This window comes from Paraburkholderia acidiphila, assembly GCF_009789655.1.
GTDB classification, from domain to species: Bacteria; Pseudomonadota; Gammaproteobacteria; order Burkholderiales; family Burkholderiaceae; genus Paraburkholderia; species Paraburkholderia acidiphila.
In genome coordinates this window covers 764,855-790,156 of record NZ_CP046912.1, presented here as the reverse complement: position 1 = coordinate 790,156, position 25,302 = coordinate 764,855, and the positions used below count along the sequence as shown (strand labels likewise).

The 25,302-nt window shown below is 66.0% G+C and carries 20 protein-coding genes; 11 read left to right on the top strand and 9 right to left on the bottom strand.

Features of this window, described 5'->3' with window-relative positions; genetic code table 11:
- Positions 1–84: 84 nt before the first annotated feature.
- Both FAZ97_RS33735 and FAZ97_RS33730 read left to right on the top strand, forming a co-directional pair.
- On the top strand, positions 85–666 hold the full coding sequence (locus FAZ97_RS33735) for an ANTAR domain-containing response regulator (RefSeq protein WP_158763073.1): 582 nt from the start codon (positions 85–87) through the stop codon (positions 664–666).
- The gene (locus tag FAZ97_RS33730; RefSeq protein ID WP_158763072.1) at positions 663–1,787 is read left to right on the top strand and encodes a CmpA/NrtA family ABC transporter substrate-binding protein; all 1,125 of its coding nucleotides are present in this window, start codon (positions 663–665) and stop codon (positions 1,785–1,787) included. Before FAZ97_RS33735 ends, FAZ97_RS33730 begins: the two co-directional genes overlap by 4 nt.
- Positions 1,788–1,821: 34 nt before the next feature.
- Here the strand turns inward: FAZ97_RS33730 and FAZ97_RS33725 are convergent, their stop codons facing one another.
- The 5 genes from FAZ97_RS33725 to FAZ97_RS33705 form a co-directional block, all read right to left on the bottom strand.
- Complete coding sequence (locus tag FAZ97_RS33725; protein WP_158763071.1) at positions 1,822–2,115, bottom strand: antibiotic biosynthesis monooxygenase family protein; 294 nt, start codon at positions 2,113–2,115, stop codon at positions 1,822–1,824.
- A 39-nt stretch (positions 2,116–2,154) separates the two neighbouring features.
- A complete protein-coding gene (locus FAZ97_RS33720; protein ID WP_158763070.1) occupies positions 2,155–3,264 on the bottom strand; it encodes an NAD(P)/FAD-dependent oxidoreductase in 1,110 nt (369 codons plus the stop codon).
- Positions 3,265–3,424: 160 nt separating this feature from the next.
- A complete protein-coding gene (locus FAZ97_RS33715; RefSeq protein ID WP_407671931.1) occupies positions 3,425–4,540 on the bottom strand; it encodes a porin in 1,116 nt (371 codons plus the stop codon).
- Between the two features lie 192 nt (positions 4,541–4,732).
- Positions 4,733–5,092, bottom strand: a complete 360-nt coding sequence (locus tag FAZ97_RS33710; protein ID WP_158763069.1) for a protocatechuate 3,4-dioxygenase — start codon at positions 5,090–5,092, stop codon at positions 4,733–4,735.
- Positions 5,089–5,934 carry a gallate dioxygenase gene (locus FAZ97_RS33705; RefSeq protein ID WP_158763068.1) on the bottom strand — a complete coding sequence of 282 codons (846 nt, stop codon included), beginning with the start codon at positions 5,932–5,934 and terminating at the stop codon, positions 5,089–5,091. The genes FAZ97_RS33710 and FAZ97_RS33705 overlap by 4 nt, the downstream gene beginning before the upstream one ends.
- A gap of 373 nt (positions 5,935–6,307) precedes the next feature.
- Between FAZ97_RS33705 and FAZ97_RS33700 the strand changes: the two genes are divergently transcribed.
- The 4 genes from FAZ97_RS33700 (at position 6,308) to FAZ97_RS33685 (ending at position 10,105) form a co-directional block, all read left to right on the top strand.
- The gene (locus FAZ97_RS33700; RefSeq protein WP_158763067.1) at positions 6,308–7,033 is read left to right on the top strand and encodes a GntR family transcriptional regulator; all 726 of its coding nucleotides are present in this window, start codon (positions 6,308–6,310) and stop codon (positions 7,031–7,033) included.
- Between the two features lie 40 nt (positions 7,034–7,073).
- Positions 7,074–8,333 (top strand): LysR family transcriptional regulator, encoded by a 1,260-nt coding sequence (locus FAZ97_RS33695; protein ID WP_158763066.1) that lies wholly within the window; start codon positions 7,074–7,076, stop codon positions 8,331–8,333.
- A gap of 12 nt (positions 8,334–8,345) precedes the next feature.
- On the top strand, positions 8,346–8,768 hold the full coding sequence (locus FAZ97_RS33690; RefSeq protein ID WP_158763065.1) for a hypothetical protein: 423 nt from the start codon (positions 8,346–8,348) through the stop codon (positions 8,766–8,768).
- A 209-nt stretch (positions 8,769–8,977) separates the two neighbouring features.
- Entirely contained in the window at positions 8,978–10,105 is a 1,128-nt protein-coding gene (locus FAZ97_RS33685) for an aminotransferase class V-fold PLP-dependent enzyme (protein ID WP_158763064.1), read from the top strand.
- Between the two features lie 88 nt (positions 10,106–10,193).
- On the opposite strand, the gene FAZ97_RS33680 is transcribed toward FAZ97_RS33685, so the two are convergent.
- Together FAZ97_RS33680 and FAZ97_RS33675 are read right to left on the bottom strand one after the other, a co-directional pair.
- A complete protein-coding gene (locus FAZ97_RS33680; RefSeq protein WP_158763063.1) occupies positions 10,194–10,889 on the bottom strand; it encodes a 4-carboxy-4-hydroxy-2-oxoadipate aldolase/oxaloacetate decarboxylase in 696 nt (231 codons plus the stop codon).
- Positions 10,886–11,617 carry a PIG-L deacetylase family protein gene (locus FAZ97_RS33675; RefSeq protein WP_158763062.1) on the bottom strand — a complete coding sequence of 244 codons (732 nt, stop codon included), beginning with the start codon at positions 11,615–11,617 and terminating at the stop codon, positions 10,886–10,888. Before FAZ97_RS33675 ends, FAZ97_RS33680 begins: the two co-directional genes overlap by 4 nt.
- 499 nt (positions 11,618–12,116) lie before the next feature.
- Between FAZ97_RS33675 and FAZ97_RS33670 the strand changes: the two genes are divergently transcribed.
- Positions 12,117–14,348: a TonB-dependent receptor gene (locus FAZ97_RS33670; RefSeq protein WP_158763061.1), complete on the top strand. Its 2,232-nt coding sequence runs from the start codon at positions 12,117–12,119 to the stop codon at positions 14,346–14,348.
- A gap of 107 nt (positions 14,349–14,455) precedes the next feature.
- Here FAZ97_RS33670 and FAZ97_RS33665 read toward each other — a convergent pair whose 3' ends face one another.
- Positions 14,456–15,124 (bottom strand): O-methyltransferase, encoded by a 669-nt coding sequence (locus tag FAZ97_RS33665; protein WP_158763060.1) that lies wholly within the window; start codon positions 15,122–15,124, stop codon positions 14,456–14,458.
- Positions 15,125–15,181: 57 nt separating this feature from the next.
- Entirely contained in the window at positions 15,182–15,373 is a 192-nt protein-coding gene (locus FAZ97_RS33660) for a hypothetical protein (RefSeq protein WP_158763059.1), read from the bottom strand.
- A 188-nt stretch (positions 15,374–15,561) separates the two neighbouring features.
- Between FAZ97_RS33660 and bcsB the strand changes: the two genes are divergently transcribed.
- The 4 genes from bcsB (at position 15,562) to bcsE (ending at position 25,297) form a co-directional block, all read left to right on the top strand.
- Positions 15,562–17,949, top strand: a complete 2,388-nt coding sequence (gene bcsB, locus FAZ97_RS33655; protein WP_158763058.1) for a cellulose biosynthesis cyclic di-GMP-binding regulatory protein BcsB — start codon at positions 15,562–15,564, stop codon at positions 17,947–17,949.
- Positions 17,950–18,098: 149 nt separating this feature from the next.
- Positions 18,099–19,325, top strand: a complete 1,227-nt coding sequence (gene bcsZ / locus FAZ97_RS33650) for a cellulose synthase complex periplasmic endoglucanase BcsZ (RefSeq protein WP_158763396.1) — start codon at positions 18,099–18,101, stop codon at positions 19,323–19,325.
- The gene (locus FAZ97_RS33645; protein WP_158763057.1) at positions 19,307–23,389 is read left to right on the top strand and encodes a cellulose synthase subunit BcsC-related outer membrane protein; all 4,083 of its coding nucleotides are present in this window, start codon (positions 19,307–19,309) and stop codon (positions 23,387–23,389) included. Before bcsZ ends, FAZ97_RS33645 begins: the two co-directional genes overlap by 19 nt.
- Before the next feature lie 81 nt (positions 23,390–23,470).
- Entirely contained in the window at positions 23,471–25,297 is a 1,827-nt protein-coding gene (gene bcsE / locus FAZ97_RS33640) for a cellulose biosynthesis protein BcsE (protein ID WP_158763056.1), read from the top strand.
- Positions 25,298–25,302 lie beyond the last annotated feature (5 nt).

Sequence of the window (25,302 nt, the reverse complement as noted above, 5' to 3'; positions counted from 1 at the left end):
CTGGTCCCTTATACGCGCCCAGCGATGGCGCACAATGCACCGATTAACCGTCGAAGACATCATGCCGACGACCACCGATTCCCCATGCTGCGCGTACTGCTCGTAACCGACACCGACAAGCCTATCGGCGACCTGCGCGACGCGCTCGCCAAGCTCGGCTACGACATGCTCGCCGAGCCTGCGACGCCGCAGGCGCTGCATCGCGTCGTCGAGCGCGAGCGGCCCGACGTCATCATCATCGACACCGAGTCGCCCTCGCGCGACACGCTCGAACAGCTGGCGGTGATGAACGCCACCGCACCGCGTCCGGTGCTGATGTTCAGCCACGACGCCAACCAGCAGCTCATCCGCTCGGCTGTGGGTGCGGGCGTGACCGCCTATCTCGTGGAAGGGCTCGCGAGCGAGCGCCTTGCGCCGATCCTCGAAGTCGCGCTCGCGCGCTTTGCCCAGGAAGCGCAGTTGCGCGAGCGTCTCACGCAGGCGGAGAACGAGCTGGCCGAACGCAAGCTGATCGACCGCGCCAAGCGCATCCTGATGGAGCAACAGAAGCTGACCGAGCCCGCCGCCTACGCGGCGCTGCGCAAGCGCGCGATGAACCAGAGCGTGAAGCTCGCCGAAGTCGCCCGCCAGATCGTCGCGGCGGCCGAAGTGCAGGACCGACCATGAACGCCACCACCAACACGCGCTTAGCGCCCGAGAAAACCCATCTGAAGATCGGCTTCGTGCCGCTCGCCGATGCCGCGCCGCTCGTCGCCGCGAAGTTGCTCGAGTTCGGCCACGCGCACGGCCTCACGCTCGAGCTCTCGCGCCAGCCCTCGTGGGCCGCACTGCGCGACAAGCTGCTTTCGGGCGAACTCGACGCCGCGCATTCGCTTTACGGGCTCGTGTATGGCGTGCAACTCGGCCTGGGCGGCCCGCAAACCGACATGGCCGTGCTGATGGTGCTCAATCGCAACGGCCAGGCGATCACGCTCTCGAACCGTCTCGCGGATGCGCTCGCCGAACACGGCTCGCTGCCGCGCGCGCTCGCGACGCTTGCGCGCAAGCCCGTTTTCGCGCAGACCTTCCCTACGGGCACGCACGCGATGTGGCTCTACTACTGGCTCGCTTCGCAAGGTGTGCATCCGCTGCGCGACATCGAGAGCGTGGTGATCCCGCCGCCGCAGATGGTGGCCGCGCTCGCAGAGGATCGCCTCGACGGCCTGTGCGTGGGCGAGCCGTGGCCGGGGCTCGCCGAGCAGCGCGGCGTGGGGCGCACGATCATCGCAAGCGGGTCGATCTGGCCGGATCATCCCGAGAAAGTGCTCGCCTGCAGGCGCGATTTCGTGACTCGTTATCCGAACACGGCACGCGCGCTCGTGCAGACGATGCTCGAAGCGTGCCGCTGGCTGGACGGCGAAGGCAACCGGCGCGAGATTGCGCAGTGGCTCGCGCGCCCGGAGATGCTGAACGTGGACGCTGCGCTAATCGCGGCGCGGCTCGAAGCGCAAGCAACATCGCGCACGCCGGGCATGAAGTTTTTCGAAGAAGGCCGCGTGAACTATCCGCACGAGTCGGAGGGTGTGTGGTTTCTTACGCAGTTCGAACGATGGGGCATGCTCGCGCGGCGAAGCGACTATCGCGAGATCGCTTCCGCGCTCAATCAGACGGCGATGTATGCGCAAGCGGCAGCAGCGATGGGGATCGCGCTGCCGGGCGACGCGGCGAGCGCGCCGTTCGTCGATGGACGCGTTTGGGACGGGGGAGATGCGGCGGGGTATGTGGAGGGGTTTGATATCAAGGCGTAAACGCCGCAACGCAACCCGGCCGCCGCTCAGCCGCTTACTTCACCACGACCTGCGTATGCCCCACGACCGGCGGCTTCTCGAAGTACGGACCAACGAGGCGCCGCCATTCCTGAAAGTCATCCGATTCGCGAAAGTGCACCATGTGATCCTCGACGGTATCCCACTGCACGACGAGCACGTACTGGTTCGGCTCTTCCACGCCGCGCTGCAGCTCCACGGCGCGGCAGCCGCGCGCGCGGTGAAAAAGCGGCAGCGCCTGTGCAACGGCCGCCTCGAATTCGGCGTTCTTGCCTGCGCTCACCGTGATATGCGCCATCTCGTAGACCATCCTGTTCTCCTTGTGATTCGCGTTAATTCGCGACTGCAGTCAGTTCATGTTTAGACGTTCGATCACCTCGTCCGCAATCGCGAGCGAAGCCGTCAGCCCCGGCGACTCGATGCCGTAGAGGTTCACGAGCCCGCTCACGCCGTGCTCGCGCGCGTCCTGGATCACGAAGTCGCCACCGTGCCTGCCCTCGGCCAGCTTCGGGCGGATGCCAGCATAACCCGGTTGCAGCGCGTCGTCAGGCAGCGCAGGCCAGTATGTGCGAATCGCCTCGTAGAATTTCGCGGCGCGGCCCGGGTCCACGGTGTAGTCGATCGTGTCGATCCACTCCACGTCGGGGCCAAAGCGCGCCTGACGGCCAAGGTCGATCGTCAGGTGGACGCCCAGGCCCCCTTCCTCCGGCACGGGGTAGATAAGCCGCGAAAACGGCGCCGCGCCCGTCAGCGAGTAGTAGTTGCCTTTCGCGTAGCGCCCCGGCGGGATCGATTGCGCCAGCACGCCCTCGATGCAAGCCGCCACCTGCTGCGCGTACAGGCCTGCGCTGTTCACCACGCGCGTGGCGAGCAATTCCATCGGCTCGTCGCCGCCTACCTTCAGCAGCGTCGGCTGGCCCGGCGTCATCCGGCCGCCCGTGACCGGCGAGCAGAACGCGAGCATGCCGCCCGCCGCTTCGAAGTCGCCCTGCAGCGCGAGCATCAAGCCGTGGCTGTCCACAATGCCCGTGGAGGGCGATTCGAGCGCCGCCACGCAATTGAGCGCGGGCTCCATGGCGCGCGCCTCGTCGCGTTCGAGCCAGCGCAGGTCGTCCACGCCATTGGCGGCCGCCGCCGCGCGAATCGCGCGCAGCGCGTCGAGCTGCCCTTCGTGCGTCGCGACGATGAACTTGCCGCAGCGGCTGAACTCCACGCCCTTCTCTTCGCAATACGCGTAGAGCTTGTGCTTGCCCTGCACACACAGCCGCGCCTTGAGCGAGCCTTGCGGGTAGTAGATGCCCGCATGTATCACTTCGCTGTTGCGCGAACTGGTGCCCGTGCCGATGGCGTTTTCCGCCTCGACGAGGACGGTTTCCCAGCCTTGCTGCGCACACGCGCGCGCAACCGCAAGACCGACTACGCCCGCGCCGATCACGACGCAATCCACTGTGTCCGTCATGACACTTCCTTTCTCGTCACGCGAGTGCTGTTTCGACTGGCGTTATTTTGCCCAATTCGCGTGCGTTGCGTGAAAGGATGCGCAACATGAAAAAACGCCGCTCGATCGTGCGATCGGGCGGCGTCAAAGAACTACCGGAGATGATGAAGCTAGACGTGCATCAGAAGTGCGTATGCAGGCCCACGCGCGCAACGGCCTGGCTCTGACCGCTCGAAGCGCCGTCCGAGGAGTTCATGCCGTTGATCTGGGCAAGACCGCCCGAGCTGGCGCGCTGGTACACGCCCAGTACGTACACGCTGGTGCGCTTGGAGAGCGCGTAGTCGACGATCGCCGCGACCTGGTGGGCGTGATTGTTGTCGACCACGTCGTTGCCCTTCATGTACATGTACGACGCGCCGGCGCTCAAGGCAGGCGTGAAGTTGTAGTGCGCACCCACCGAGCCCTGATACACCGAGCCGCCGTTGGCCGAGTTATGCACCGTGGTAAAGAGCGCATTCGTGATCCAGCCGCCAAAGCGGTAATGCGCGCCGATACCCCAGTTACGCACGCTCACGTCGCCCTCGCCCGTCACGACCGTCTTGAGGTTCGTATAGGCCGCATTTACGCCGAAGTCATGTGCCGAGTAGTTCAGCGCGAAGCTCGTGCCGTTGCCCGTGCCGATCGAACCGGCCACGCCGCCGAAGCTGTACATCGCACCCGCGCTGAAACCGCCGAACGTCGGCGACAGATACTTCACGGAGTTGTTGACGGTTTCGCCCGCCATGCGGTCCCAGTCGAACGCACCTGTCGGGTTGTTCGGCAGCGCGAGCTTCTGGAACGGACCCGCGCGGAAGTCGTAGAAGTGGCCCGAGAGTTCCGCCGGATCGTTACCCGCGAAATACAGCGAGTCCGTCATGAAGTCATACTGATTACCGAGCGTGAGCTTGCCCAGCTTGTCGTTGCTCAGGCCCAGAATCGACGTACGGCTAAAGAGGCTCTTGTTCGGCATGAAGGCGCCGTTGTCCACCTGGAACTGGTTGACGAGCTGGAAGAAGGCCTTCGTGCCGCCGCCCAGGTCTTCCGTGCCGGTCATGCCCCAGAGGTTCGGGCCGTTCACGCCGTCGTCCATTTTGACGTTGTGCTTGCCGCCCTGGTTGCTCACGTAGGTAATGCCCGTATCCATCATGCCGTAGAGCGTCACGCTGCTTTGCGCGAACGCCGGTGCCGCGCATGCCATCACGCCGATGGCCCCCGTAATCGCCAATGCAATTTTTTTGTACTGCTTATGATCCTGCATTCTCCAAGTCTCCTGTTTTGAACAAACCTGTTTATTCGAGCATCGAAGGTTATCCGGCCCGCCACCCCGAGATCAGGCGAGCCGTGAGCGAGCGCGCAGCATAGGGGCCGCGCGGGTCAATCGCGCTCGAGTGGGCAAAACGCCCGCTCGAGCGCAAAAGCGAATCGGGAGATCAAGCGGTCAATCGAACGTTCAGACCGCGTCGGGCACCTTGCGCGTCTTCAGGAACGCTTCGAGGGTTTCGCCGCGCATGCTCGCGTACATGCCGAGATTCGTGATCTTCACCACGCGCGCGAACTTCTCCAGCACGAAAAAGCACACGCCGTATTGAATGAGGCCGAGCCAGTCCGTTGCGTCGACAAGTGCGCGCTCCTCGGCGGTGAGCGCGGCTGCGTCGTAGGCGGCCTTGCGGTCGCTCAGCCACAGTTCGCGCGCCTGCGGCAAACGCATTTCCCAGAAGAAACGATTCAGCCGCATGGCCTTCATGCTCTGGCGAATGTCGAACGGGTACGTGCCCGTCAGCTCCTCGATGCCAACCAGTTGCGGATTCATTGCTGGCCCTCTTCTTCGTACACCGTGACCGCCATCGCCGTGCTGGTCGCGAGATAGTAGTTGCGATGCACTTCACGGATCTTGCCGCCCAGCGCCCCGCGCATGGCGAGCCACATGATCGTCTCCACGCTTTCCGCGCCGCCAAGGCGCACGTAGTCCACGTGCTTCATGCGCGCGAGGCGCTCCGGGTCGCTCACGATCAGGTCGAGGAACTCCATGTCCCATTCGGTGTTGTTGTAGCCGCTGCGCTCGCCGTGTACCTGGTGCGAAAGGCCGCCCGTGCCCACCACCACGACATCGAGGTCCTGCTCGAACGATTCGATCGCGCGGCGCAGCGCCTGGCCGATCCGGTAGCAGCGGTTGGCGGTCGGCAGCGGATACTGGAGCACGTTCACCTGGATCGGCACCAGCGCCGCGGGCCAGCCGCCTTCGTGCGGCAGCATGAGCGAAAGCGGCGAGTTGCAGCCGTGGTCGAGCGGCTTGTCCTGGAAGATCGTGAGGTCGAACTCGTCGTTCACGAGTTGCTCGGCAATATGGATTGCGAGATCGGGGTGACCCGCGATGTCCGGCAGCGCTCGCTTGCCCGCGCCTTCATCGGCGAACTCGTGATTGGCGGAAACGCCCAGCGCGAAGGTCGGGTAGCAGTCGAAGAAGAAACTGTTGGCGTGGTCGTTGTAGAACATCACGAGCGCGTCCGGCTTGCGCTCGGCGAGCCACTGCGCCACCGGTTCGTACCCCTGGAAGAGCGGCGCCCACGCGGGTTCGTTCTGCTTGCCCTTGTCGTATGCCATGCCGATTGTCGGCACGTGCGATGTGCCGATGCCGCCCACTATTCTTGCCATGATCTTGCCCTCTGCTGCTGTTCATGCGGCGCATTCGCGCCGCGCTGGACCGGATACGTCGGCAGACGCCTTCGATCCATCAATTGGGATACGAAATTACAAAAAAGCCGTCCAAATCGTAAGCAAGGGTTAACCACGAATTTTCCCATTTTCCTCGTGAATTCAGGGCTTTTGAGCGCTTGCGCACACTCGGCCGATCGCTCAAACCCGCGCGCCGTAACGGTTTTTGGTATCCTGAAATGGTGTTGCGGGAAGTGCGGCAGACCCACTCGGCCAACGCCCTCATAAACCAAACAGATATCAAAAGAACGAACTCGCAAGGGCCACGCGCGCCATACGCCGCGCGCCTCGCCCGTTGCGATTCACGCATGACATGAACGGGACAACCCAGCAAACCATCGTGCAGGCGCTGCGCACGCGCATCCTGGCCGGCGAACTTGCGCCCGGCGAACGGCTCGTCGAAGCCCAGCTCGCGGAGCGCCTCGGTATTTCGCGCACGCCGCTGCGCTACGCGCTCAGTGTGCTCGCCACCGAAGGCCTCGTCGAGCGCTCGGGCGCGCGCGGCTACACCGTGCGGCGCTTTTCGGTGACCGACGTGCTCAACGCCATTGACGTGCGCGGCGTGCTTGAAGGACTCGCGGCACGAACGGTTGCCGAGCGTGGCGTGGATGCGGCGCTCGCGCGCGCACTCGAAGACTGCCTGCGCGAAGGCGACGCGATTTTCGCGGCCGGCGTGCTCGACAGCGAAGCGGAAACGCGCTACGCCGCGATGAACGGCCGCTTCCACGCACTCATTGTGGAAGCGGCGCACAATCTCGCGGTGAGCGCTGCGCTCGGGCTCAATGACAAGATTCCTTTCGTCTCGCCGGGCACGGTGGTGTTCGACAAAACGGCCCAGCAGCGCCAGTTCATGATGCTCTCGTATGCGCACCGCCAGCATCATGCGATCGTCGGCGCGCTCGTGAACGGCGAAGGCGCGCGCGTCGAGGCACTGATGAAAGAGCACACGCATATTTCGAAGGAGAGCCTCAATCTCTCGGTCGACCGCCTGCATCTGAGCGCGGTTGCCGCCGCGGGTGCCGCTGCTGGTGCCGCATGAGACACGGCATGTATCCCATCCAAAACGACATGGTCGAGCCGTGAGCCAGCCTGAACTCCTGAACCTCGCGCATCTGCGCGCCTTTCGCCTCGTTGCCGACACCGGCAGCGCCACGCGCGCCGCTTCGGCCCTGTATCGCGCGCAATCGGCCGTCACGCGCTCGGTGCAGGAACTGGAGACGGCGCTCGGCGCGCCGCTCTTCGAGCGCAAGCCTTCGGGCATGCTGCCCACGGCCGTGGGCCGCGTGGTGCTCGAGCGCTGCGCGCGCATTTTTGGCGAACTGGAGGAGCTCGCGCAGTGGTGCGCCGCGCGCCAGGCGCGCCGGCGCGCGTTGAGCGAAGGCACGCTGCCCGCGTATCTGCTCAACACACGGCGGCTGCAGCTATTCGTCGCCCTCGCGCGGCACCGCCATATGCCGAGCACGGCCAATGCATTCGGCATCAGCCAGCCCGCCGTGAGCAGTGCCATGCGCGTGCTCGAAAGCGGCTCGGGCGTCACGCTCTTCCATCGCGGGCCGCGCGGCGTGCTGCTCACGGCTGAAGGCGAGACCTTCCTGCTGCACGTGCGGCGCGCGCTCAACGAACTGCGCCACGTGCCCGACGATATCGCGGCGCTGCACGGCAACATCCAGGGCTCGGTGACGGTGGGCGCGCTGCCGTTGGGCCGCACGCTGATCCTGCCGGCCGCGATCGCGCGTCTTTCCGCTCAGCATCCGGGCGTGCGCGTCGTGACCGACGAAAGCGCTTATGAACTGCTCGTGGCGGGCCTGCGCGCGGGCGACGTGGATTTCGTGCTCGGCGCGCTGCGCGAAAACGACGCGGCAAGCGGACTTGGCAACGAGAGGCTGATGTCGGAGGACATGGTCGTGCTCGCGCGGCATGACCATCCACTGGCGAAAAAACATGGCCTCACGCTGAACGATCTGCGTGACGCTCAGTGGATTCTTTCGCGCACGCATTCGCCCTCGCGCGGGCTGCTCGAAGCGCAGTTCCGCCGCGTGAAGCTCAAGCCGCCCCTGCCTACCGTCGAAACCGCCGATCTCGCCGTGATTCGCGGGCTGCTGCTCGGCACGGACATGATCACGGCGCTCTCGGCGCAGCAGTTGCATTACGAAATCGAGTCGGGCCAGTTGGTGATCCTCGACGTGCCGTTGCAGCACACGCGCCGCGATATCGGGCTCACGCTGCGCGCGCAGGGCTCGCCTTCGCCCGCGGCGCGCGCACTGATCGACGCGATCCGGCTCGCGGTGATGGAGGTTGCGCCCGCAACGCGTGTGGTGGAGGGGCGGCGCGCAGGATGAGAGGAGGCATGCATGGCGGAAACGTGGCAATTCCAGGTCCGTATCACCGTCGCACCCGCGTTGGCCGACGCGCTGCGGACGGGCAGCCTCTATGAAGGGCGCGATTTGCTCGAAGCGGTCCTGCGCGAGTACAACGCCGCATTGAAGTGTCAGTTCGACGCATTCGCCGGTTATGTCGAAGAAGCAGAACGTGAGGGACGCGAGCGTTATCCGTTGTATCAATGGACGAAAGACACAATCGGCAATCCCGGGAAAAAGGCCAAGTACCTGAAGTCGTTTACGGTCTACGTACGCGGTGAAGCGGTCTACGACAGCGAAACCACCGACGCGCTGTATGCGCGTTTTTCCGCCCTTGCTGACCAGGTGGGCATTGAAAACGTGATCCGGTTCGATACGAACCCTGCGAACAATCCGCAGCCGCCCGCGCGCACGTAAGGCCGATATCGACTCTACCGCATTGCAGCATCTCAACGGGTGAGGCGAAGCTTCGTACTTGCGCCAACCAGCCCATCAAATATGCCCCAGGCTCCAGACGCCTTTCGTTAGAATCTATTTCCGTCGCGGCAAAAAACTTATTTGCATTGTTGCAGCAGTAGCGAAACGCCAATACTGCTCACAGTGTTCATCCTTTATCGGAGGCGAGCGTGCCAGGTTTACTTCCCAATGTCGACCGCGAGGGACTCCTCGAATATTCAGTGGTTTACACCGACCGCTCGATCAATCACATGTCGCAGCGCTTTCAAGGCGTCATGCGAGATATCTCCGCCTCGCTGAAAAAAGTCTACAACGCGAAATCGGTCGTCGTTGTGCCGGGCAGCGGGACCTTCGGCATGGAAGCCGTTGCGCGCCAGTTCGCGACGAACAAGAAATGCCTTGTCATCCGTAACGGCTGGTTCAGTTTCCGCTGGTCGCAGATCTTCGACATGGGCAGCATCCCGTCTGAATCGATCGTGCTGAAGGCGCGCCCGGTCGAACAGGGAAGGCAGGCCGCCTATGCACCGCCGCCCATCGAAGAAGTCGTCGCAGCGATCAAGGAAAACAAGCCCGATCTCGTCTTCGCGCCGCATGTCGAAACCGCGTCCGGGATGATGCTGCCCGACGCGTATTTGCGCGCGGTGGCCGATGCTGTGCATGCCGTAGGCGGCATGTTCGTACTCGATTGCATCGCCTCCGGTACGGTCTGGGTCGACATGGAGGCGAGCGGCGTCGACATCCTGATCAGCGCGCCGCAAAAAGGTTGGAGCGCTTCGCCCTGCTGCGCACTGGTCATGCTTAACGCGCTCGCCCGCGAACGCATCGATGCAACGACCAGCACCAGCTTTGCCTGCGATCTTCGCAAGTGGCTGCAGATCATGGAAGCCTACGAGAACGGCGGCTTCGCTTACCACGCCACGATGCCAACCGACAGTCTCGCGACGCTGCGCGACGTGATCAAGGAAACCGAGGCTTACGGCTTCGACAAGGTGATGGCGGAACAGCGCGAACTCGGCAAGCGCGTTCGTTCGCTGCTGGTTAGCAAGGGTTTCAGAAGCGTGGCGGCCGAAGGGTTTGATGCGCCGGGCGTCGTGGTCAGCTACTCCGACGACGACGGCATACGATCCGGCAAGAAGTTCGCCGATGCCGGCTTGCAGATCGCGGCCGGCGTTCCCTTGATGTGCGACGAGCCCGAAGACTTCAAGACTTTCCGCATTGGATTATTCGGTCTGGAAAAACTGCATGACGTCGAAGGCGCGGTCGACCGGCTCGCCAAGGCGTTGGAGCGCATTCTTTGACGCAATGCCTGATGTAGGCACGAAGTAAAACGAGCGCCCTTGCTGCGCTCGTTTTCGTTTTTGCAGTTGTACGTCGTGCGCAGCGGACTCAAGCGTCTGCCGGTGAGTCGACGTAGCGCAGGCCCTTTTCGGCCAGGCGCTCGCGCATGCCGTAGTAGTCGAGGCCGAGCGTACCGCTCGCGAGCACCGCGCGCGTTTTCTCTTCCTTGGCGAGGCGTGCCTGCGTGGCTTCCACGACCTTCGCAACCGTGGCGAACGGCACCACGACCACGCCGTCGTCGTCGGCCACGATCACGTCGCCCGGATGCACGATCTGCTGCGCGCACACCACGGGCACGTTCACCGAGCCGAGCGTTTCCTTCACCGTCCCTTGCGCCGATACGGCCTTCGACCACACCGGGAAGTCCATCGCCTTCAGTGCGCGCACGTCGCGGCAACCCGCGTCGATGATGAGCCCGCGCACGCCGCGCGCCGCCAGCGACGTAGCGAGCAGTTCGCCGAAGTAGCCATCTTCGCAGGGCGAAGTAGGCGCGGCCACGAGTACGTCGCCTTCGCGGCACTGCTCCACGGCCACGTGCAGCATCCAGTTGTCCGAGGGCGGCATGAGCACGGTCACGGCCGAGCCCGCAATCGCAGCGCCCGAATAGATGGGCCGCAAATACGTGGCCAGCAGGCCGAGTCGGCTTTGCGCCTCGTGCACGGTGGCCGTGCCGGCTTCCTTGAGGATTTCGATGTGGCGCGCGTCGGCGCGCGGAATCTGGGTGACGACTACACCGCGTTTCATGACAGATCTCCCACGACTGCGGGCGTCAGGCGCATATAGCCTTCCGCGTATTGAATATCGCGCTTCGCCGTAATGCCGATGTTGCGCTTGGCCTGCACGCCGCGCTGCTGCGCGACGCGCGTGTAGTACTCCCAAAGGTGTTCCTGGCCCGCCATGCACTCAATGGCGCGGCGCTTCACGTCCCACACTTCGGTGATGTCGAGGAAGGTGTTCGGAATCCATTCGCACTGCTCGGTCTGGTGCGGTTCGAACGCGTAGACCGGCGGCGCGCCGACGATCTTCTGCCCCGGATTGTGGCCTTCGGCCTGCGCGATGATGCGCGCTTCCTGCGCCACGTGCATGGCGAGCGGATGATCGAAGTTGTATGGGTCCTTCTGCGAGTGGCTCAGCACGAAGGCCGGTTGCACGTCGCGATAGACGTCGACGAGGCGCAGAAGCGCTTCATCGGAAACCCGCAGGGGATAGTCCCCCAGATCGAAGAACTCGCACTCCGCGCCCAGAATGTCGGCGGCGGCGAGCGCCTCTTCGCGGCGCGCGGCCTTCACCTTCTCGATGGTCATGTCGGGGCCTTTGCGCCAGAGCTTCGCCGACTCGCCGCGCTCGCCAAACGAGAGGCACACCACTTTCACGCGATAGCCGTTCTTCCTGTGCAGGGCAATCGCGCCACCCGCGCGCCATACGAAATCCGCGCTGTGTGCGCTCACCACGAGCATCGATTTTTCAGTCATTTCCGGTTCACCAGACGTCGATCGTCACGAAGCCCCATTGTAGGTTTGGGCGCGCCTCGCGAACCAACGAAAGGACTACCTAAAGGCATCGAATCTGTTTATCGGCGCCGCAAAAAAACCATCTCGCGAACGGACCGGAGCGGGTTTTGCCCATGCGGCAGTCAGGACCACGTGCCGCATTGGTTGTGCGCGCAACGTTGGCTGCAGGCACACGCGTAGACAAGTCTTACGACCCCGAAATTTTCGAACCTTTCGTTGCGCCCACATCGAATGCGAAACACTGAAATTGTTGCGTAAACGCTGAATACACCTATTGACAGCAATATTTAAATAACAAGCATTCTCATTTGCAATACAATCCGCATACTTTTCCGGGCCGTTCATGGGGCCAGCTCCGCGAGCCCTGTCTGACCGGCAAAGCATAACCATTCGCCCGGAGCCTGAGCGCAGCACCAAGGCATCACGGGGCGCCAGCGCTACCTTGCTACGAACCCTTTTTATGTCCGCATCACGTTTGCCCTCGCCTTTCAACTTGCCTTCGCGTTTCCCGACTTCCCGCGCTGCCATCCTCGCCGCCATCGCCGTTGCCTTCAGCCTGCCCGCCGCCGCGTTTGCGCAAGCGGCCGCTACGCCCGCCGCAGCGAGCGACGCCGCCGCAAGCGGTGACGCAAAGAACGCCACGCTGCCCACCGTGAAGGTGCAAGCGGCCCAGGAAACGCTGCCGGGCGACCTGCAGCCGACCTTCGGCGGCGGTCAGGTGGCGCGTGGCGGCGACTTCGGCGTGTTCGGCTCGCAGAAGAACATCGACATGCCCTTCAGCATGGCGACGTACACGGCGAAGCTGATCGAAGACCAGCAGGCGCGCACCATCGGCGACGTGCTCTCGAACGATCCTGCTGTGCGCACGGCCTATGGCTACGGCAACTTCCAGGAGGTCTACGTTATTCGCGGCTTCACGCTCGACAGCGACGACGTCTCGCTCAACGGCCTCTACGGCATCACGCCGCGCCAGCTCGTCGAGACCGCCGCGCTCGAGCGCGTGGACATCTTCAAGGGCGCGAGTGCGTTCGTGAACGGCGCCTCGCCCAACGGCAGCGCGATTGGCGGCAGCGTGAACTTGCAACTGAAACGCGCCGACGACAAGCCGCTCACGCGCGTAACGCTCGAAGGCAGCGCATCGGGCGAGTTCGGCACGCATATCGACGTGGGCCGCCGCTTCGGCGACAACGACCAGTTCGGCATTCGCGTGAACCAGTCGAACCGCGACGGCGAAACGAGTATCGACGGCGAAAACCGCCGCAACAATCAAACGGCCGTGACGCTCGACTGGCGCGGCGACAAGCTGCGTCTCGAGGGCGACTTCCTCTACCAGCGCCAGCACGTGTCGAATGGCCGCCCGGTCGTCTACGTCGAGGGCGACGAGATCCCGGCGGTGCCCTCGGCAAGCTACAACTACTCGCAGACGTGGGCCTACAGCGACGCGGAAGACACCGTCGGCATCCTGCGCGCCGAGTACGACTTCCTGCCCGGCTGGACGGCGTATGTGACGGGCGGCGTGCGCCACACGAACGAGCACGGCGAATACTTCTCGCCCTACTACACCGATCCCACCGATACGACCGGCTCGCGCCTCGGCGTCGTGCGCAAGGAAGGCGCGACTTCGGCGGAAACGGGCGTGCGCGGCCACTTCAATACCGGGCCGGTAAGCCACTTCGTGACCGCGGGCGCCTCGATCGTGCGCGTGGAAACGCAGTCGGGCTGGACTCTGTCCAATTCGTTCCCGACGAGCCTCTACAACACCGTCCAGGTGCCGTATCCCGCGACGGCATACCAGGCCGGCATGGACGGCAACCCGCCGATCACGGCGCTGAACCTGCTGCGCAGCGTCTCCGCCTCGGACACGCTCGGCTTCTTCCATGACCGCGTGCTGTTCACGGTAGGCGTGCGTCACCAGGAGATTCTGTCGAACGGCTACTCGTCGTCCACGCTGCTGCAAACGTCGAACTACAACGACTCGATCACCACGCCGCTCTTCGGCCTCGTCGTCAAGCCGTGGGAGAACGTGTCGATCTATGCGAACCGCAGCGAGTCGCTTTCGGCAGGCGGCATTGCCCCTCAAGGCTCGGTGAACTACGGCGACCAGCTCGCGCCGGAACGCACGAAGCAGTATGAAGTGGGTGCGAAGTACGACAACGGCAAGTACGGCGCGCAGCTCGCGCTGTTCCAGCTCGAAAAGCCGCAGACGTACACCAATAGCGCGGGCGTGTATGTCGCCAACGGCAACGAGCGCCATCGCGGCGTGGAGGCGTCGGTGTTCGGAGAGGTGTACAAGGGCGTGCGTCTGATTGCAGGCGCAACGTATATCAACGCCGTGCAGCTCGACACCGACGGGGGTTCGACCGACGGCAAGACGCCCGTGGGCGTGCCGAGCTTCCTGCTCAACCTGGGCGCCGAATACGACGTGCCCTGGGTTCAAGGCCTCACGCTTTCGGCGCGCTGGACGCATACGGGCCCGCAGTATTTCGATGCGGCCAACACCATGTCGATCAAGGCGTGGGACACGGTGGATATCGGTGCGCGCTATTCGACGAACGTGTTCGGACGTCCGACTACGTTCCGCGCCAATGTGTACAACCTCGCGAACAAGGCGTACTGGTCGTCGACCAACGGCGGCTATCTGACGATGGGCGCGCCGCGTACCGTGTTGTTCTCGATGACGACGGACTTCTGACCGGCAAGCGTGCGCGTGTAGCCATATGAAGAAAGGGCCCGGCAGTTCATCTGCCAGGCCCTTTTTGCTTTTACCGCATGCCTGTGGGCACCTCATGCTCATGTTTGCTATCTGCCCACCACCGTAATCGCAAACCCATCCCAGCCCTTGCTTCCCACCGTCTGCACGGCCGTCGTCTCCAGCCGTTTCTCGTGCGCCAGCATGTCGAAGTAGCGCCGCAAGCCGACCGCATCGTCCTCGTGATGCGCGGGATCGGCCACGCGCCCTTCACGCACCACGTTATCGGCCACGATCACCGTACCGGGACGCGATAGCTTCAACACGCGTTCAAGGTAGTTCGGATTGTTGCTCTTGTCCGCGTCGATAAACACGAAGTCGAACGGCGCCTCGCCTTGCGCGATGAGTGCGTCGAGCGATTCGAGTGCAAGACCCGTCACGACCTTGACCTTCGCTTCGAGCCCCGCCCGCGCGATGTTGGCGCGCGCGACGGCGGCGTTTTCCGGGCTGAATTCGAGCGACACCATCGAACCGTCGTCGGGCAGCGCACGCCCGAGCCAGATCGCGCTATACCCGCCCAGCGTGCCGATTTCGAGGATGCGCCGCGCGCCCTGAATGCGCGCGAGCAGGTGCAGAAACTTGCCTTGATTCGGCGCCACGTTGATTGCGCGAAGGCCCGCCTTGGCGCTTGCCGCGAGCGCGCCGTCGAGTGCGTCGTCGGCGCCGATCAGCCGTTCGCAAAACCAGTCGTCCACGGCTTGCCACGTTTGCTCGTTCATCGTCTTGCTCCCCGTCTGGATCACGCTGCCAAGAGTACCGCATCCGCTCGCACCTTATCACTTCGGAATCCTGATCGAAAAGGCGGTTTTAAAAGCGGGTTCAAAGCGCGACGGCAAACGCATGCGTTGCACATTCGCAACGCCGCTGCCCTTTGTAGCGCGTTCAGGAATTGTCAAGCGCGCCAAGCCATCGGCCCAGCCCACGCGCGCAACTGTCAAATCGGCCGCGAGGCCGCGCCAGAGTGTCATCTGCGCGCGTTACGCAACAGGCATAAACAGGCGCATTCATAGGGCACGATCCTCGGCTCTCCGCTACACTCCACCCACATTGACGCCGTTTCAAGATAACGATTGGCGGCGCGACGCCGCCAATCTCCTTGGTCGCTGTCTTTACAGGATAAAGACAGCCACTGCGAAGAAAACAAAGGGCTGTTGCGATGCGACTATCCGTTCAAGTTGGGCTGGGCGCGCTCGTCGCCGGATTGCTGCTGGGGGCGAGCCTCTTCGCGGTGGACAAATCGGCTATCGCGGCTACGCAGACCACCAAGGCGGCAGCGACCGAAGCAAGCGCCGTTCCCGCTTCCGCGCCGGCAGCGGCTTCCGCCGCCGTGACCGGGCCCGTTGTCATCCAGACGGCCCCCGGCGCCGTCATTCCCGAGCCTGCCGCGTCGGCGCCGCTCGGCGAGCCGCGCACGCGCACGTTCACGCTGCGCCAGATGGGTGTGTACGGGCCGATCGCGCTGCGTGGGCTCGATCCGACCGGCGGCATGAGCGTCGACGTGCGCACGGACGAAGTGGTGACCGGCGCCAAGCTCAAGCTTGTCTACACCTACTCGCCCTCGCTGATCTGGTCGCTTTCGCATCTCAGGGTGTTTGTGAACGGTGAAGTCGTCGCAACGATTCCGCTCGTGAAGGAAACGGCCGGCCAGCAGGTGACGAGCGAGATCGATCTCGATCCGCGCCTCTTCACCGACTACAACCGCATCACCGTGCAGATGATCGCGCACTACACGCTCGATCATTGCGAGGATGCCTATCATTCGAGCCTCTGGGCCGACGTGAGTCCCGAGACGTCGCTCACGCTCAACACGGCGGGCATCGTCCTGCCGGATAGTCTCGCGCTGCTGCCCGTGCCGTTCTTCGACCGCCACGACAACCGCCTCGTGCGCGTGCCCTTCGTGCTTGCCGCCAACGCGGGCGTGCCGGTGCTGCGGGCGGCGGGCGTCGTCTCGTCCTGGCTCGGCGCGCTCGCGAGCTATCGCGGCTCGCGCTTCCCGGTCACGCGCACGGTGCCGCCCGACGCCAACGCGATCGCGCTCGTGCTGCCAGGCCAGGTGCCCGAAGGGCTCAAGCTGCCGGAGATCAAGGGCCCCACGATCTCGGTCATGGCGAACCCCGCCGCCGACCCGCAGGCGGGCCGCAAGCTGCTCGTGCTCGCGGGCCGCACGCCCGAGGAACTCCAGAACGCCGCCTACGCGCTCGCGCTCGGGCAGGCCGGCATGGCGGGCAGCAGCGTGATGGTGAAGTCGATCGATCTCGGCCCGGAGCGCAAGCCTTACGACGCGCCGAACTGGGTGCCCACCGACCGCCCCGTGCTGTTCCGCGAGCTGGTGACCGACCCGCAGCAGCTCCAGGTGTCGGGCTACAACCCACCGGCGATCCGCGTGAACATGCGCGTGCCCGCCGACCTCTACGCGTGGGCGCGGGGCAACGTGCCGCTCGACATCCGCTATCGCTACACGGCGCCTTCCGCGTGGAACGACTCGGTGCTCAACGTGAACATCAACGATCAGCTCGTGCGTTCGCAGCGTTTGCGGCCCGTCACGCGAGCTTCCGACGAAGCGCGCATCAACGTGCCGCTGCTCTCGGGATCGGACACGCGCGCCGCGACCAATCTGGAAATTCCCGCGTTCCGCGTGGGCAGCGATAACCAGTTCCAGTTCCAGTTTCATATCGATTCGCAGAAAACGGGGCTATGCACGTCCACCGCCACCGATGTCGCGCGCGCGGCCGTCGACCCCGACTCGGTCGTCGACTTCAGCGGCTTCGCGCACTACACGGCGCTGCCCAATCTCGCCTACTTCGCGAACAGCGGTTACCCGTTCACGCGCATGGCCGACCTCTCCGAAACGGCCCTCGTGATTCCGGACGATCCCGACACCAAGGATCAGGAAGCCGTGCTCACGTTGCTCGGCCACATGGGCCAGTGGACCGGCCTGCCCTCGTTGCGTCTGACGATCGTGCCGGCAAGCCAGGTCGACACCGTGCGCAACAGCGACCTGCTCGTGCTCGGCGTGGGCTCCGGCGCGCAGTTGCTCGAAAAGTGGGGCAAGGACCTGCCGCTTCTCATCGAGCGCGGCAGGACCGAGGTGACCACGCGTGACCAGCGCTCCGGCTGGCCCGGCTGGCTTGGCGGCACCGAAGACGAGGACCCGACGCCGTCAGGGCGCTCGATCGTCACGCTCGGCGGACCCATGGCGGCGCTGATCGGCTTCGAGTCGCCGCTGAAGTCGGGCAGGAGCGTGGTGGCGCTCGCCACCACCTCGTCGGCACAGCTCGGCGACGTGCTCGACGCGCTCCAGGACAGCGGCAAGGTCGCGCAGATGCACGGCGACCTCACACTCGTGCGCTACAACCAGGTCGAGGGCCTGCGCGTGGGCGAACGCTATTTCGTCGGCGATCTGCCGTGGTATGCGCGCGCCTGGGTGTTTATCTCGCGCTACCCGTCGCTGATGGCGCTCGCGGGCATTCTGGCCGGGCTGATCGTTGCGCTCACCGTGTTCTGGGCGCTCGGCCGCATGGCTACCCGCCGCTCCGGGACCTGACCATGCGCCCGGGTTTGGCTACGCTCGCGCCCGCTCCGGCGCCACGGCTTGCGCCCCGGCTCGTGCGCTGGCTCGCGGCCGGCGCGCTCGCCTGCGCGCCGCTCGGGCCGCTCGCACGACTCGGGACACTCGCGGCGCTGACCTTGCTGATGCCGGCTGCCGCGGCGCACGCTGCTGCGCCCGCCGGGCCAGGCACCGGCACCGCTCCCGCAAAGTCCGCCGGCCCCGCCGCCTGCGCGTGGCCCGCCTGGACCACGTTCCGCAGCACGCTGCTGAGCGCCGATGGCCGCGTGATCGACGCAAGCACGCCTCGCCAGATCACCGTTTCCGAAGGGCAGTCCTACGCACTTTTCTTCGCGCTGGTCGCAAACGACCGGGCGAGCTTCGACAAGGTCCTCACGTGGACCGAAAACAATCTCGCGCAGGGCGACCTCGCCTCGCATCTGCCCGCATGGATCTGGGGGCGGCGCGATATCGGCGATGATGGCAAGCCACTCGCGGATTCGGGCGCTTCCGCTCCCGTGGCGGCCAGCGCCGCGCACGCCGGCGAGCCCCAGTGGGGCGTCATCGACAGCAACCCCGCCAGCGACGCCGACCTCTGGATCGCCTACACGCTGCTCGAAGCCGGGCGCCTCTGGAACGAGCGCCGCTACACCGCGCTCGGCACGATCATGGCCCGCAACATCGTGCGCGAGGAAACCGCCGTCCTGCCGGGTCTCGGGCGCACGGTGCTGCCCGGGCCGGTCGGTTTCACGATCGGCAAGGACGGCTGGCGCCTGAACCCGAGCTACGTGCCGCTCCAGGTCATGCGGCGCTTCATGCTCGCGCTGCCGCAAGCGACAGAATGGAAGGCGCTGCTGGCTTCCTCGGCAAGGCTCGTCAACGAGACCGCGCCCAAGGGCTACTCGCCCGACTGGGTGGAATATCACGCGAAAGGCGGCTTCGGCCCCGACGCGCAAACGCACGCCGAAAGCGCCTACAACGCGATTCGCGTGTATCTGTGGGCCGGCATGCTCGCGGGCGACGACCCGCTGCGCACGAGCACGCTCGCCACCTTCAAGCCGCTCGCGGACTTTGTCGGCGCGCAGGGTTTTCCACCCGAGCGCGTCGACACGACCACGGGCACAGCGGGGCCGAACGCGGGCAACGGCGGCTTTTCCGCCGCGGTCGCGCCGTATCTGGCGGCGCTTGGCCGCAGCGATCTCGCGAACGCCCAGGCCGAGCGCAGCCGCACGCTCGCGCAGAAGTCGCCGCCCGGCTACTACAGCAGTGTGCTGATGCTGTTCGGGCTTGGTTACCTCGACGGCCTCTACCATTTCGACGCGCAAGGCCGCGTTGCCCCCGCATGGACGAGCGCATGCCCCACGCCGCGCTGAACGCCCTCGCGTCTGCCCGCCGCGCCGCCCGTGTGCGCAGCGCGCGCCGTGAGGCGCGGCGCCTGGCTGCGAGCGCGTGGCCGGACGTCGCCAGTCCCGGCACGCCGCCGAGCCGCTTGTTGCCTAACATCGCCCCGCTCGTCGCGCTGTTCGTCGCGGCCTCGCCGTATCTTGCTTCGGCGCAGACCGCCCCGCAGCCAGCGGCCAACGCCGCCACGCCAGCCGCCCAGGCCGCGCAACTGCTCTCGGCCGCGCGCATGTGGGAAGGCAAGAACCGTCCGGACGTCGCGCGCGGCCTCGTGCAAAAAGCGCTGCTGTTCGACCCGAAGCAGCCCGACGCGCTCGCATTGCTCGGCGAAATCGAACTGCGCTCGAACCGCCCGGCCGAAGCCGCGAAGATCCTCGCGCAACTCAAGAAGATCGCCCCGAACGCGAGCGCGACGAAGGAGCTCGACGACGCCTACCGCGTCGCCACGACCGACAAGATGGAGATGGCCCAGATCCGCCTGCTTTCGGCTGCGGGCAAGAGCGACGAAGCCTCCGCGCGCCTGCTCAAGCTGTTTCCGAACGGCGCGCCCGCAGGCGATCTCGCGCGCGATTACTACCGCATCCTGGCCGGCACGACCGCGGGCCGCGCGCAGGCGATCAGCGAATTGCGCACGCGCGTGAAGCAGAATCCGAACGATCCGCGCCTCGCGCTGATCCTCGGCGACTTGCTCACCGACCGCACCGACACGCGCATGGAAGGCCTCAACCTCATTTATCGCGTGTACCAGCGCCAGGACAGCAACCGCGCGCTCGCGCTCGAACTGTGGCGGCGCGCGCTCGGCAGCGCCGGGCACGACGATCCCGCGTATTACGTGTGGTATTTGCGCTATTTGCAGGAAGTGCCCGACGACACCGACGCGCAGCAGACCGTCGCCGATCTCGGCAAGAAACTCGGCGCGAAGGGCCAGGCGCAGGCGCTTGCCGAGGCGCAGAACCCGAAGGCCGTCGTCACCGCGCCCGCGCCCTCGCGCGCCACCGGAACGAGCGCCGCTTCGACCCAGGCCCGCGCCCGTCCCGGACCCGGCGCCGCCGACCGCGCGCGCGGCCTCGCCCAACTCGACCGCGGCGATCTCAAGGACGCCGAAACCTCGCTGCAAAGCGCGCAGCGCGCGAACCCCAACGACGGCGAGACCATCGGCGCGCTCGGCCTCGTGCGGCTGCGCGAAGGCCGCCACGACGAGGCGCGCGAACTGTTCGCGCGCGCCGAAAAGCTCGACCCGGACAACGCCGGCAAGTGGCGCAGCCTCGAAAAGACGGCCACCATCTGGGGCACCATTGCCAAGGCGCGCGACGCCAATTCGCAAGGCAAACCGGCAGAAGCCGAAACGCTCGCGCGCGAGGCGCTCAAGCTCGATCCGGGCAACACGACCGCCAGCGACATTCTCGGCAGCGCGCTCATCGCGCAAAGGAAGTGGCCCGAGGCCGAAGCCGTGTTGCGCCCGCTCGTGAACGCCCCCAAACCCGACATGGACGCGCTGCGCGGCCTCGTCACGGTGCTGCGCGAAACGCATCGCGAAAACGAGATCGAACCGCTGATCGCCGCCACGACGCCGCGCGTGAGCGGTTCGACGGCGGAGCTCAAGCGCCTGCACGCCGAGTTGCTCACGATCCAGGCCGACCAGTTGCTCGCGGATAACCGCAAGAGCCCGGCCATCGCGAAGCTCGAGGAGGCCGTGCGCCTCACGCCCGACGACGCCTGGACGCGCTTCACGCTCGCGCGCCAGTACCGCGATCTGGGCCTGCCCGCACTGGGCCGCCAGGTCATGGAGGACGGCCTGAAAGTCTCGCAGGCGCCCGACATGCGTTACGCCACGGCGCTCTACCTGAATTCCGTGGACGACATCGATGCGGCCGCCGCGCAGCTCGATGCCGTGCCCGAGGCCGAGCGCAGCGAGGGCATGCGCGAGCTGATGGGCAATCTCGCCGCGCAGAAGAAGATCGCGCAGGCCCGCCAGCTCATCGCCCAGGGCAAGGAAGACGAAGCGCGCGCACTGCTCGACTCCGCCGCCGCCGACGCTAACGCGGCCAACGATCCGCAGATGCTCGCCACGGTCGGGCGCGAGTGGATCGCGATCGGCGAGCCGGACCGGGGCCTGAAGCTCGTGCAGGACTGGCTCGCTGCGCACCCCGACGACCCGGCGGCCAATGGCGCGCGGGTACGCTACGGCGAGCTGCTGGCGGCGGCCAACCGCGACGACGCATGGGCGAACTGGATCGACGCGACGCGCGATCAGCCCGGCATCACCGAGGAGCAGCTGGCCAGTCTCGACGACCAGGAACTCCGCCTTGCGGTGCGCGAGACCGACCGGCAGATCGAAGCGGGCGACCTCACGGCCGCGCGCCACACGCTCGACGCCGTGCCCGACCGCCTCAAGTCGAACCGGCGCTGGCTGCTCGAAGAGGTGGATCTGCTCGACGCGAAGGGCGACTACAAGGGCGCGATGGCCTCGGCGCAGAAGGTGCTGGCCACGCAACCCGACGACGCCGATGCACGCCTCGCGGTTGCGCGTATGCTGGAGCGCATGGGCCGAGACCGGGAGGCCGCCGACATGGTGCGCGCAGTGCTGGCCGACACCGCGGAGAACGACATCGACACGCGCCTTGCCGTGGCGCGGCGCTTCACCGCGCTCGGGCTGAACGACGAGGCTTCCGCCGTCGTCGATCCGTTGCGCGAGCAGTATCCGGACAACCCGGACATCACGATCCAGGCGGGGCGCGTGGCGCAGGCGCGCGGCAACTACAACGAGGCCGCGAGCCTCTATCGGACCTCGCGCACGCAGGAAGAGGCCGAAGGCACGCAGCCGGACGCCGACGGCACGACATCGGCCGGCCGCGCGCTGCAGAGCCTGGAAGACCGCAAGCAGGGGCAGGTCGCGACCGGCTGGTATCAGTCGAATCTTTCGGGCGACCCTGGCATTTCCGAACTGCACGCCACCGAGGTTCCGCTGTACGTCCGCATTCCAGACGGCTACACGGGCCACTACTTCTTCCATGCCGACACGGTCTACCTGAACGCCGGCACGCTGCCCGGCGGCGACCTCGACACCGCGTACAAGTACGGCAAGATCGCGGCGCTCGGCAACGCCGGACTCGGCAACATCAACGAAACCGCGACGGGCGTCGCGCTCGCGGCGGGCTACGAGTTCAGCGGTGCGAACAACAGCTGGCGCGCCGACATCGGCAGCACGCCGGTGGGCTTTCCGATCACGAGCGTGCTGGGCGGCATTCAGTACCGCCACGACTTCCAGAACAGTTCGTCGCTCTCGCTCGACGTCTCGCGCCGGCCCGTGACCGCCAGCCTGGTTTCGTACGCGGGCGGCATCGATCCGGTGACTGGCGAGAAGTGGGGCGGCGTGGTGCGCAACGGCTTCACCGTGCGCGGCGCGAAGGACTTCGGGCCCGGCACGATCTTCACGAGCATCGGTTTCGGACTCCTGACCGGCACCAACGTCGAGACCAACCAGGAGTTCAAGGTGCGCAGCGGCTACGACTGGTCCGTGTTCAGGCGGCCCGACCAGATCTTCTCGAGCGGCCTGATCCTCAACTACTGGAAGTACTCGAAGAACGAGCACAACTACACGTTCGGTAACGGCGGTTATTACAGCCCGCAGAGCTATTTTTCGATCGGCATTCCGCTCGACTGGACCGGCCGTTACAAGAAGCTTTCGTGGGAGATCGACGGATCGGTGGGCATGTCCTTCACGAATGAAAACCAGTCGCCGTTCTACCCCACGCGGGCAGGCCTGCAGGCCCAGGCGGTTGCGTTCATGAGCGCCAACGATCTCGGCTCGCCGTATTTCGGCGGCGGCTCGGGCGGCGGCTTCAGCTATACGATCGAAGCGGCGCTCGAATACCGCGTGACGGAGCACTTCGTGGTGGGCGGCCGCTTTTCGATCGACCGCTCGCGCGACTACGCGCCGAACGTGGGCGTGCTGTACATGCGCTACTTCTTCTCGCCGCAGAAGGGGCCGGTGCCGTTCCCGCCGCGGCCGGTCGTCCCTTATTCGGCCTATTGACGTGGCCACGGAGCGAGCGCGCATGACGACGATGAGACCCGCGACGATGAAACCCGCGACACGAGCAAGACGAGCGAAGAGATGAACGATCCCGCCACCCTTCCCGCAGCGCCCGCCGGCGTCCGCCGCGATACGCGCCGCTCGCTGTTCTCGCGTCTCGCGCGCCGCGAGCCGCTCGCGATCGACGGCCTGCCGCCCTCGCTCGCCTCGCTCGGCGCGGGCCAGGTGCACGTGGTCTACGCAAGCGCCTCGCCCGCGCGCGACGCGCTCTTCTGGCAGACCGCCGCCGCCGCGCTCGCGGGTCCCGCCACCGTGCTCTCCACGCGCGACGGCGCGAGCCTCGCGGCCACGCTGCGCGATCATGGCGTCGATCTCGACAAGAACGGTTCGACGCACGCGTGGGCAAACGTATGCGCGCTGCGCCCACTGCCGGAGCGCGACGGCGCGCAGGTGCTGATCGAAGCGCTCAACGCGCTCGCCGCGCAGTGCGCCGCGCCCGAAAGCCAGTTCCTTATCGAGGGCGCGGAGGCGTTCTTCAACTGGCGGGATCACGCCGCGCTCGCGAGTCAGGGAGCACAGCTCGCAGGCTGGTGCGCGCAGCATCGTTACGGCGTGCTGATGGTAGTGGCGCCCCCCGGCCTTGGCGACGATCAGGAGCATCCCGAGCTGGCCGCCTTCCAGGCGCGTTTCGCGGGCGCCGCGCAACTGCACCAGGTGCAGGGACAGTATCACTGGGAAGTGGCGTTCTGGCGCGCGGGCGACGCCGTGCACGGCAGCCAGAGCGTGCCGCTGCGCTTTTCCGCCGCCGAGCACCGGCTTACCGTTTCCGGCGGCACGTTCGAAACCGAGATCGGCGAAGCCGGCCTGCTCGCGCCCGACGAAGGCCGCGTGATCGTCTCGCGCGACGCCATGCTGCACGAACGCGTACTGCCGCCGGCCTGGCAGATCGTCGACAACAACGAGGCCGCCGTGGCGGCGGCGCGCACCTCGGTCGCGGCCACGGTCATGCTCGACTTCAGCGTGAACCGCGACCTCGAAACGCTGGCGGAGCAGGTGCACACGCTGCGTCTGCAATGCGGCGAAGCGCTCAAGATCATCGTGCGCGAGGACGCCGTGGCGATGCGCTACGAGTCGCTCATGCTCAACCTCGGCGCGAACCGCGTGGTCGCGCGGCAAACGCCGCTCGCGCAGGTCGAGGCCATCGTCGACAGTCTGCAGGGCCAGGTGTATTCGCGGCCCATGCCCGCCGATTACCGCGCGGCGCTCGCCGCCGTGGTGCACGGCGAGGAGAGCGGCTATGTGAGCGCGGCGCACTTCGTCGAACTCGTGCGCGCGGCGGTGGAACGCAGCCGCGTGATCCAGTTGCCGAGCGTGCTGATCCGCCTCGCGCTGATGCCGGAAGTCGCGCACGTGGATGCGCTTAAGGCGTGCTGTCTGCGCCGCGCAGGCGATATCGTGACGGCGAGCGGCGACAGCCTCTACGTGTTCTTCTTCGCCTGCCGCATGAGCGACGCCGACGCCGTGTGCCGGCGCGTGTTCCAGCGGCCGCTCGCCGAGCTGTTCCAGGGCGAGGAGCGCTACGGCGACGGCCGCGCGATCATCGAGGCGCTGGACACGTTCGCCGACGAAATCGACACCGCGCCGCCGCCCGACTATTCAGGCTGGCTCAAGATCAACGAGGGGCAGCCCGCCGCGCCCGCGGCCGTCTCGGTGCAGGCCAACGGCCAGACCGTGCCGCCAACGCCTTCCGCGAACGCACCGGCCGCAACAGCGGCAGCACCGGCAACGCCGGGCAACATCGCTCCCATACATGGTGACCTGTTGCCCGCGCTCGACGCCGCCGCGCGCACCGACCTTGCGAAACCGCGAGCCGCGCCGCAGCGCGCGCCGCTGCCGCTCAAAGCATAGGAAAG